Genomic DNA, 8,746 nt, shown 5'->3' on the forward strand with positions numbered 1-8,746 from the left:
ATTACAACAAGAATTCGCTCAAGGATGCAGGCATGCTGAAAAAAATTGCAATAGTTGTCACTCTGGTAGTCATGAGTGGCTGTTTTAATGTGTTCGCCGATGTTTTAAAAATTCGCGACGACGCTCCTGCTAACTATGTTGTTAAGAAGGGCGATACGCTGTGGGATATTTCGGCTCTTTATCTTAATGAACCCTGGCTGTGGCCACAGTTGTGGCAAATGAACCCACAAATAGATAATCCACACCTAATCTATCCCGGGAATACGTTAACCCTGATCTATGACGCAGAAGGGCGGCCACGTTTAATCGTAAACGACAATGTGAAGCGTTTAACGCCGACTATTCGTAAAACGCTGAAAAGTGAAGATGCTGTTAGTACCTTACCTTTAAGTATGATTCGTCATTATTTAACGTTTGAGCAATCACTTACTGAAGAACGAATTGCTGGACTTCCTTATATTTTGGGTTCAAATGCGAATGTGAAAAATTCAGCAGCAGATCACATTATTTATGCTAAGGGTGTTTTGGAGGCGGGTGCATCGTATGGTGTCTATCGACAAGGTAAGCCCTACATCGACCCAGACACCCAAGAAGTGTTGGGTTATGAAACCAAGTTAGTTGCAACAGCGCGTGCATTTCGTAGCGGCAAAGACGCGACCGAAGACACACCTGTTGAAGCTGCGTCTTTAAATGTATTAAGCGTGAAACGCGAAATTAAACAAGGCGACCGGTTAATGCCGGCATTGGAAGGGCAGGCGTTGCCTGCGTTCTTTGTTATGCAAAGACCGGAGGTTGAAGTCGATGGTAGTCTTATCGAGTCAGCGTCTAACCTGCGTGAATTGACGAAGTGGGATGTGGTTGTGCTTAACCGTGGCAGCTTGAATGAGCTTAAAGCAGGGTACATGCTGGGTATTTATCGTAACTCTCCGACGGTAATTGATGGCAAAAACGGCCCTGTCTACGTTGAAGATGCCAGCAAGCTACAAAAAATATTTAAAAATTTCGGTGACAGCACGATTCAATTGCCACGGGAAAAAGTGGGTGAGTTGATGGTGTTCAAAGTGTCAGAGCGAACCAGCTTCGCCATCGTGACCAAAACTTCACGACCTATTCGTATTGGGGATAAGGTCGCAAATCTATAGGATATTTTGAAGGAGCCAGTTTGTATGGAGGATATCCGCAACTGGCTCGCTTTAGCCTCTGTTCATGGCCTGGATGGTCTGAAGTTTCAGCGTCTTAGCGAGCAAATTTCAGCAGCAGAGCTGGTAAAATTACCCGCTAGCACTTTACGCAATATCGGCTTTACCGAACGACAAGCGCACATTTTAGCTTACGAGGCCAATGCTAAGGCTGACTATGCAATACGTTGGCTGGAGCAAGCCGAGCATCACCATATTGTCACTTTTAATGATCCAATTTATCCCGCCTTACTTAAACAAACAAAACAGCCACCCCTGATACTTTTTGTAAAAGGCGATCCCCATGTGTTGGCGCAACAGCAGTTAGCGATGGTGGGTAGCCGGCAACCGACACCGACTGGTCGCAAAGTGGCATTTAATTTTGCCAGCGAATTAAGCCAACAAGGCTATGTTATTACCAGCGGTATGGCACGTGGTATCGACAGTGAAAGCCATAAGGGTGCATTACATGTTGGCGGTCTAACTATTGCCGTGTTAGGGCACGGTTTGGAGCAGGTGTATCCTGTTTCAAATAAAGCATTGGCTACTGCTATTTCCGAGCAAGGGGCGTTGGTGTCTGAGTATTTCCCGGACGTTCAAGCCAGAGCTGAGCTTTTTCCGCAGCGTAATAGAATAGTGGTGGGTTTGAGTATTGGCACCATAGTTGTTGAAGCGGGGTTGAAAAGTGGCACTTTGATTAGCGCGAATCTAGCCGCAGAGTACAGTCGTGATGTTTTTGCTGTACCAGGTTCGGTGTATAGCCCACAGTCAGCAGGTTGCCATAGCTTAATCCAGCAAGGGGCTAAATTAGTGACGTCTGTGGCCGATATATTGGAAGAGTGGCGCTTTTTCGGTAAGACTTGTCTAAAAATTGCACCAGAAGCTGAAAAAAGTATTGAAACAGACTTGTTTGCCCGACAGTTGTTGGCTAACGTAGGAGATGAAGTTACCGCAGTTGATCTGATTGCTGAGCGCGCCGGTGTTATTATCGCCGACGCAACAATAGCGCTGTTGCAGCTTGAATTAGCGGGTGAAGTGGCAGCAGTTCCTGGTGGCTACATAAGAGTGAGGAGTGCCTGAGTATGTTTGATATCCTCGTTTATCTGTTCGAAAACTATATTCACAATGAATCTGATATTTACGTTAATCATGCCGATCTGACCAAAGAGTTAAGCCGGGCAGGTTTTCATGACGACGATATCTTTAAGGCGTTAAAGTGGCTCGACAACTTATCTGCGCTGCAGGAAAGTCATGTTAAACCGTATTTATCTAAGGGCATTTCTAATGCCACTCGCATCTACAGTGCGCCAGAACTGGCAAAAATGGATGTTGAATGTCAGGGTTTTTTACTTTTTCTTGAGCAAGTTAATGTGTTGGATGCATTAACTAGAGAAATGGTAATTGACCGCGTGATGGAACTCGATAGCAACAGTATTAGCCTTGAAGATTTAAAGTGGGTAGTTTTGATGGTGTTGTTTAACGTTCCTGGCCATGAATCTGCTTACGCGCAAATGGAAGATCTTATTTTTGATGAACCGGAAGGGCCGCTGCATTAAGCGGCTTAACCTTTTATGACCGCTGATTCCAATTTATTTAACCTGCCGTTACAGCAACAGCTATGTCCGCTATGCCAGCACCCTCTGGCAATGAAATCAGGTAAAAATGGTCCTTTTCTTGGTTGCAGTGCTTATCCGGCCTGCAACTATATTAAAGCGTTACATCAGCATGAAACCAGTATTGTAAAAGTACTGGAAAGTGAACCCTGCCCGCAGTGTGGCAATGCGCTTGCAGTAAAAAACGGTCGTTATGGCATGTTTATCGGTTGTACTGATTATCCGCATTGCAATTTTGTGGTGCACGAGCATAGTGAGCAGCCAGACATTGAGAGATTAGCTTGCCCAAAATGTAACAACGGCCAACTGACCGAGCGGGTAAATAAGTTTGGTAAACAGTTCTGGGGTTGCGATAAGTACCCTAAATGCAAGTTTTTACTGAACGATAAACCCGTTGCAGGCGTGTGCCTCAGCTGCGGTTTTGGGGTGCTAATTGAGAAAAAAAGTGGGCTATATTGTGCAGATAAAGGCTGTGCAGAGAAACAGCCGGCCGCTTGAGCTGCCGGCATAAGCGTTAGTTAAGCCGATTAGCCATCAGTTGTAATTCAGGGAATGCTGCTGGTGAAAGCAAGCTGATAAGCTGTTCGAAGCGGGCTTTTAATTCACTATTATTTGCGGCAGATAAATTGATATGGCCCATTTTTCGGCCTGGTCGCTTCGACTTTCCGTACCAGTGCAAGTGGACCCCAGAAATAGACAAAATAGCTTCTGGCACCTTGTCTTCACCTAATATGTTTACCATCAGGCTTGGACGAACTAATTCGCAATTGCCTAATGGCATATCACACACCGCGCGTAAATGTTGCTCGAACTGACAAACATCGGCGCCTTGTTGTGTCCAGTGGCCTGAATTGTGCACCCGAGGTGCAATTTCATTGACTAATAGCTCACCGTCAACGTCAAAAAACTCTATTGCCAACACACCAACATAATTGAGCTTGTTGGCAACGGCGGTAAACATAGCTTGTGCTTGCTGCTGCAATTGTTCATTGCCTGGTACGGCTAATGAAACACTCAATACGCCATTAACATGGTGATTTTCTGTCAGCGGATAGACTTTCACTTCACCGTTTGCCCGGCGGGCACCAATTAAAGATACTTCACGTTGAAAGGGAATAAACTGTTCGGCAACGATACTTTGGTTTTCATCGGCCGCTAAAAAAGCGCTGATTTGCTGCCATACTTCTGCGGCGTCTTCAGCGCGCTTTAAGCGCCATTGCCCTTTACCATCATAACCGGCTAAGGCACTTTTAAACACCAGTGGTAAGCCCAATGTAGTGATAGCATGATTAAAATCGGCTTCTACATTAACGATGTGGTAGGCGGCAGAGCGGACTCCTGCATCATCTAGCAACTGTTTTTCTAATCGCCTGTCACCACCCGCTTTAATGGCCGTTTCTCCGGGAAGGAATTTACCACTTTGTTGGCATTGGGCTAATACGGTAAGGGGGATATGTTCAAACTCGGCGGTAACCACATCAGCATCGGCAATGGCATTGGCCAAACCCTTGCCCAAATTCTGCTGTGTTAAAGGATGCACTATGCTGTCGCTGTTGACATCATAAGCGCTGATGCTGATATTCAGCGGTGCACCGGCTAAAGACATCATTCGGGCTAACTGGCCGGCGCCTAAAACTAATACTTTCATAATTGCACCTGCGACGGATCAGGCTGGCTCAACACCATATCTGTCTGCGCTTTGCGGAAGGCATCAATTTTACTCATTAGCTCCGGGCTGTTTGTGGCCAGAATTTGTGCTGCAAGCAACCCAGCATTTGCAGCTCCAGCGTCACCAATGGCCAAAGTACCTACTGCCACGCCTTTAGGCATTTGTACTATGGACAGTAAAGAATCAATGCCTTTTAGTGCTTTAGACTGCACAGGTACTCCCAGCACTGGAAGGCTGGTGAAAGCAGCCGCCATACCGGGTAAATGAGCTGCACCACCGGCACCGGCAATTATCACTTTCAAGCCACGGCTAGCCGCACTGTTAGCATAATCTGCCAGCAACTGTGGGGTACGGTGTGCGGAAACAACTTTGGTTTCATAGGCAATACCGAAATTATCCAGCATATCAGCGGCGTGTTTCATAGTAGGCCAGTCTGAAGTAGAACCCATGATGATGCCAACTTGCATTGTTGTTTCCTTCTGTACGTGATGAACTATTAACGTGAAGTCGCTATTATAGCCAGTTGCGCTTCTGAAGAAAATTTTAACTGTGTTTTTCGTTAAATTTGCCAAGGTAAACTAAGTCCATGACAAAACTTGAATCCGTTTTACAAGCATTAAATAATGGTGAAGTCATCGCTTACCCTACAGAAGCCGTGTATGGCCTAGGCTGCGATCCAGACAACGAAGCTGCGGTAATGGCATTATTGGCAATCAAACAGCGGCCGGTTGACAAGGGACTAATTTTAATTGCAGCCAATTATTCTCAGCTTTTGCCCTATGTGGATGACAACGCGATTCCTTCAGAGAAGCGGTACCAGATATTTTCAAGTTGGCCAGGCCATGTTAGCTGGGTACTGCCTGCAAGTAAAACGGCCCCTAAGTGGATAACTGGAAATTTTAACTCTGTTGCTGTGCGGGTAAGTGGGCATCCTGTAGTACAACAAATGTGTATTGCTTATGGCAAACCTGTTGTCTCAACCAGTGCTAATTTATCCGGGCAACCTGCTATAACCGACCGTATTGAGTTGGAGCAAAGAATGGCCGGAAAATTGTCTGCTATTATGCCTGGCGATTTGGGGGGGGCGACACAGCCTAGCCAAATCCGTAATGCCTTAACCGGCGATATTGTAAGGAGTTAATGTGACACAGAGTCAACCGCATGACCATTTAGCCACCGTTCAGCAGTTCTTGCAGCAATTGCAGGATGCTATTTGTAAAACACTGGAGCAGGCTGATGGCGCTGCGCAGTTTGTTGAGGATGCCTGGCAGCGACCTGAAGGCGGAGGCGGCAAGAGCCGCGTGTTAACGGCTGGCAAGGTATTCGAGCAAGCCGGTGTTAATTACTCACATGTATTTGGTGCCAATATGCCTGCGTCTGCAACGGCGCACCGGCCTGAACTTGCAGGTCGAAGCTTTAATGCTTGCGGTGTTTCTTTGGTCATTCACCCTAATAATCCATATGTGCCTACTACGCATGCAAATGTGCGGTTCTTTATCGCTGAAAAAGACGGTGAAACACCAGTATGGTGGTTTGGGGGCGGCTTTGACTTAACGCCGTATTATCCATTTGAAGAAGATGTTGTGCACTGGCACCAAACTGCGAAAACGGCAGTCGATCCTTTTGGCTCTGAGTATTATCCTGACTATAAGAAATGGTGCGACGAATACTTCTACCTGAAGCATCGCAACGAAACCCGTGGTGTCGGCGGATTATTTTTTGATGACCTAAATGCTCCGGGTTTTGAGCAAAGTTTTGCACTGATGCAGGCCGTGGGTGAAGCGTTTATTCCTGCTTACTTGCCGATAATAGAAAAGCGTAAGGCGACACCTTATGGCGACAAAGAACGTCAGTTTCAGCTTTATCGGCGCGGGCGCTATGTTGAGTTTAACCTGGTGTATGACCGTGGCACTTTATTTGGCTTACAAAGCGGCGGCAGAACAGAATCAATACTGATGTCGATGCCGCCGCTGGTTAGGTGGCAATATGGTTTTGAACCAGAGCAAGACAGCCCTGAAGCTATACTATACGAGCGTTATCTTAAACCACAGGATTGGTTAAAGTTGAATGATTAGCAATTAATCATATGGCTCGCCAGTTGACCGATAGACTGGCGAATGCCTTCTCGCAGTAACTTATCTTCTACTACCTCATCTAACGCCTTATTCATACATAGCATCCACTGATCCCGTAGCTGCTCGTTAACGGTAAATGGCATATGCCTGGCGCGCAGTCTCGGGTGTCCATATTTTTGTTCAAACAGTGCTGGCCCACCTAACCAGCCTGACAAGAATTCAAAAAACTTTTGCCGGATAGTATCCAGTGGCAGCGGATGAATAGCATACAGCTCTTTGGCTAGTGGGTCGCTTTGCATAATGTCATAAAAGCGATTCGCTAAACGTCTTACACAGTCTTCGCCACCCATCATAATATAAGGAGTTTGCTCAGGAGTGGGATGTGGCTTGCTATTTACCGTCGTTTTATTAAAAATCATCTTTACTAACTTCTTTATGGACATTTGTTTTGGACCATTATGCTGTATTCGGTAATCCTATAGGGCAATCGAAATCACCTTTTATTCATTCTCAGTTTGCTATGCAATGCGAAGAGCGGCTGACTTACGAGGCTATGTTAGCACCACTAGATGGCTTTGCCGACAGTTGGCATCGCTTTGTTGGGTTGGGGGGTAAGGGGGCAAATGTCACAGTACCGTTTAAAGAGCAGGCTTTTCTGCTGGCTGACATACTTTCTGACAGGGCGCAGCAAGCGGGCGCGGTAAATACTCTTTATATAGATAAGTCCGGGAATTTATGTGGGGATAATACCGATGGTATAGGTTTAGTCGCGGATTTGAACCGGCTTGGTTTTCAGCTATTGGGGGCCACATTACTTCTACTCGGGGCAGGTGGTGCCAGTCGAGGCGTTATAGGTCCTTTACTTGATGCGGGTGTGTCAAAAATAGTATTGGCTAATCGCACTGAAAGCAAAGCTATTGCTATAGCAAATAGTTTTGATGCCAGAGTGCAAGCATGCAGTTTTGAGCAAATAGCTACATTGCAATATGCGTTAGTCATAAATGCAACGTCATCTGGCTTGAGTGGTGAACGCCCGCAAATCAGTGCGGTTCATATGCAACATTGCACACTTGCCTATGACATGCTGTATGGCCCTGAACCGACTCCTTTTTTACAATGGGCCCAAGCGCAAGGTGTATTACATATAGCCGATGGTTTGGGTATGTTATTGTCGCAAGCAGCAGAAGCATTTTACATCTGGCGAGGCAAACGACCTGATATAGAACCAGTGATGGCCTTATTAAAAGCACAGCTCTTTAAATGAACCAACAGCTGATTTTTAATAGTGACTTTTACTATGATGTTGCTAAACAGGCTGTGGCATTTACTTGCCTGGTGTCTGGCTTAAGAGTGAACTGCTTTATTCGTTTGCCACAGAATGTATCTGGTGATAAATTTTTGCAGCAGGTAAAAGCTGATGCGTTTAACTGGGAAGATAGCGCCGAGCATGCCATTGCTAACGACGCTTATAATAGTGTTGGTGAAATCTGGCTTTAATCCTGTGCCAGATAGTCGTTTTTAAGCAGCACATAGTTAGCCGCTGATTCCTTAAGAAACGACTTTTCGTCTGCATTAAGAGGGCGAGCTTGTTTCACCGGGCTGCCAACATACAAATAACCACTTTGCAGATGTTTACCTGGTGGTACTAGACTGCCGGCACCAATAATAACGTCGTCTTCTACTATAACGTCATCCATAACAATGGCGCCCATACCAACTAGTATCCGATTTCCGAGCGTACAACCGTGCAGCATGACTTTATGACCGACAGTAACATCGTCACCGATAATAAGTGGTGAACCTTCAGGTTTACTTTTACTGGAACGAGATAAATGCAATATCGAACCATCTTGTATATTGGTTCTGTTGCCAATGCGAATAAAGTTCACATCGCCACGAGCAGCCACTAAAGGCCAGATACTGACATCATCACCTAATACTACATCACCTATCAGTACGCTCGAACTATCTATATATGTACCTTTCCCCAAAGCGGGAGAGATACCTTTATATGCTCTTATCATCATAATCTCCTTTAATGCTGAGTTATTATGCAGTAAATGTACTAAAAAAGCGCTTATCGTTGAAACTTTATGCGAACGATCTAAAAAGCTATGTTTTTATTAAATAACCCCTTGCACGAGTTTCAAAACGCCCTATAATGCGCGCCATGCCACGGGGTGCTGCAGTAAGGGTGCTTCGGGTGAGTTA

The 8,746-nt window shown here is 45.7% G+C and carries 12 protein-coding genes; 8 read left to right on the forward strand and 4 right to left on the reverse strand.

Going from position 1 to position 8,746, the window contains the following annotated elements; translation table 11 throughout:
- Positions 1-32: 32 nt before the first annotated feature.
- The 4 genes from ORJ00_RS13585 to ORJ00_RS13600 are packed head-to-tail and all read left to right on the forward strand — an operon-like array spanning position 33 to position 3,289.
- Positions 33-1,142, forward strand: coding sequence for a LysM peptidoglycan-binding domain-containing protein (locus tag ORJ00_RS13585; RefSeq protein ID WP_027671918.1), 1,110 nt, complete (start codon positions 33-35; stop codon positions 1,140-1,142).
- Positions 1,143-1,166: 24 nt separating this feature from the next.
- Positions 1,167-2,258, forward strand: a complete 1,092-nt coding sequence (gene dprA / locus ORJ00_RS13590; protein WP_305974955.1) for a DNA-processing protein DprA — start codon at positions 1,167-1,169, stop codon at positions 2,256-2,258.
- 2 nt (positions 2,259-2,260) lie between these two features.
- On the forward strand, positions 2,261-2,734 hold the full coding sequence (locus ORJ00_RS13595; protein ID WP_305974954.1) for a DUF494 family protein: 474 nt from the start codon (positions 2,261-2,263) through the stop codon (positions 2,732-2,734).
- A gap of 15 nt (positions 2,735-2,749) precedes the next feature.
- Positions 2,750-3,289 carry a DNA topoisomerase family protein gene (locus ORJ00_RS13600; RefSeq protein ID WP_306140113.1) on the forward strand — a complete coding sequence of 180 codons (540 nt, stop codon included), beginning with the start codon at positions 2,750-2,752 and terminating at the stop codon, positions 3,287-3,289.
- A gap of 16 nt (positions 3,290-3,305) precedes the next feature.
- Here the strand turns inward: ORJ00_RS13600 and ORJ00_RS13605 are convergent, their stop codons facing one another.
- Positions 3,306-4,439, reverse strand: coding sequence for a 5-(carboxyamino)imidazole ribonucleotide synthase (locus ORJ00_RS13605; RefSeq protein WP_305974953.1), 1,134 nt, complete (start codon positions 4,437-4,439; stop codon positions 3,306-3,308).
- Positions 4,436-4,927: a 5-(carboxyamino)imidazole ribonucleotide mutase gene (purE, locus tag ORJ00_RS13610; RefSeq protein WP_306140114.1), complete on the reverse strand. Its 492-nt coding sequence runs from the start codon at positions 4,925-4,927 to the stop codon at positions 4,436-4,438. Before purE ends, ORJ00_RS13605 begins: the two co-directional genes overlap by 4 nt.
- Before the next feature lie 119 nt (positions 4,928-5,046).
- Between purE and tsaC the strand changes: the two genes are divergently transcribed.
- Both tsaC and hemF read left to right on the forward strand, forming a co-directional pair.
- A complete protein-coding gene (tsaC, locus tag ORJ00_RS13615; RefSeq protein ID WP_306140115.1) occupies positions 5,047-5,601 on the forward strand; it encodes an L-threonylcarbamoyladenylate synthase type 1 TsaC in 555 nt (184 codons plus the stop codon).
- Position 5,602: 1 nt separating this feature from the next.
- Positions 5,603-6,535 carry an oxygen-dependent coproporphyrinogen oxidase gene (gene hemF / locus ORJ00_RS13620; RefSeq protein ID WP_027671911.1) on the forward strand — a complete coding sequence of 311 codons (933 nt, stop codon included), beginning with the start codon at positions 5,603-5,605 and terminating at the stop codon, positions 6,533-6,535.
- On the opposite strand, the gene ORJ00_RS13625 is transcribed toward hemF, so the two are convergent.
- Complete coding sequence (locus tag ORJ00_RS13625) at positions 6,532-6,954, reverse strand: group II truncated hemoglobin (RefSeq protein ID WP_305974948.1); 423 nt, start codon at positions 6,952-6,954, stop codon at positions 6,532-6,534. The two genes, hemF and ORJ00_RS13625, sit on opposite strands and share 4 nt — an antisense overlap.
- Before the next feature lie 29 nt (positions 6,955-6,983).
- Between ORJ00_RS13625 and aroE the strand changes: the two genes are divergently transcribed.
- Together aroE and ORJ00_RS13635 are read left to right on the forward strand one after the other, a co-directional pair.
- Positions 6,984-7,799 carry a shikimate dehydrogenase gene (gene aroE / locus ORJ00_RS13630; protein WP_305974946.1) on the forward strand — a complete coding sequence of 272 codons (816 nt, stop codon included), beginning with the start codon at positions 6,984-6,986 and terminating at the stop codon, positions 7,797-7,799.
- Positions 7,796-8,032, forward strand: a complete 237-nt coding sequence (locus tag ORJ00_RS13635; protein WP_305974945.1) for a DUF1488 family protein — start codon at positions 7,796-7,798, stop codon at positions 8,030-8,032. The genes aroE and ORJ00_RS13635 overlap by 4 nt, the downstream gene beginning before the upstream one ends.
- On the opposite strand, the gene ORJ00_RS13640 is transcribed toward ORJ00_RS13635, so the two are convergent.
- Positions 8,029-8,562, reverse strand: coding sequence for a gamma carbonic anhydrase family protein (locus ORJ00_RS13640; RefSeq protein ID WP_027671907.1), 534 nt, complete (start codon positions 8,560-8,562; stop codon positions 8,029-8,031). The genes ORJ00_RS13635 and ORJ00_RS13640 overlap by 4 nt on opposite strands.
- Positions 8,563-8,746 lie beyond the last annotated feature (184 nt).

The organism is Rheinheimera baltica, from assembly GCF_030731985.1.
In the GTDB taxonomy this organism is placed as follows: domain Bacteria; phylum Pseudomonadota; class Gammaproteobacteria; order Enterobacterales; family Alteromonadaceae; genus Alishewanella; species Alishewanella baltica.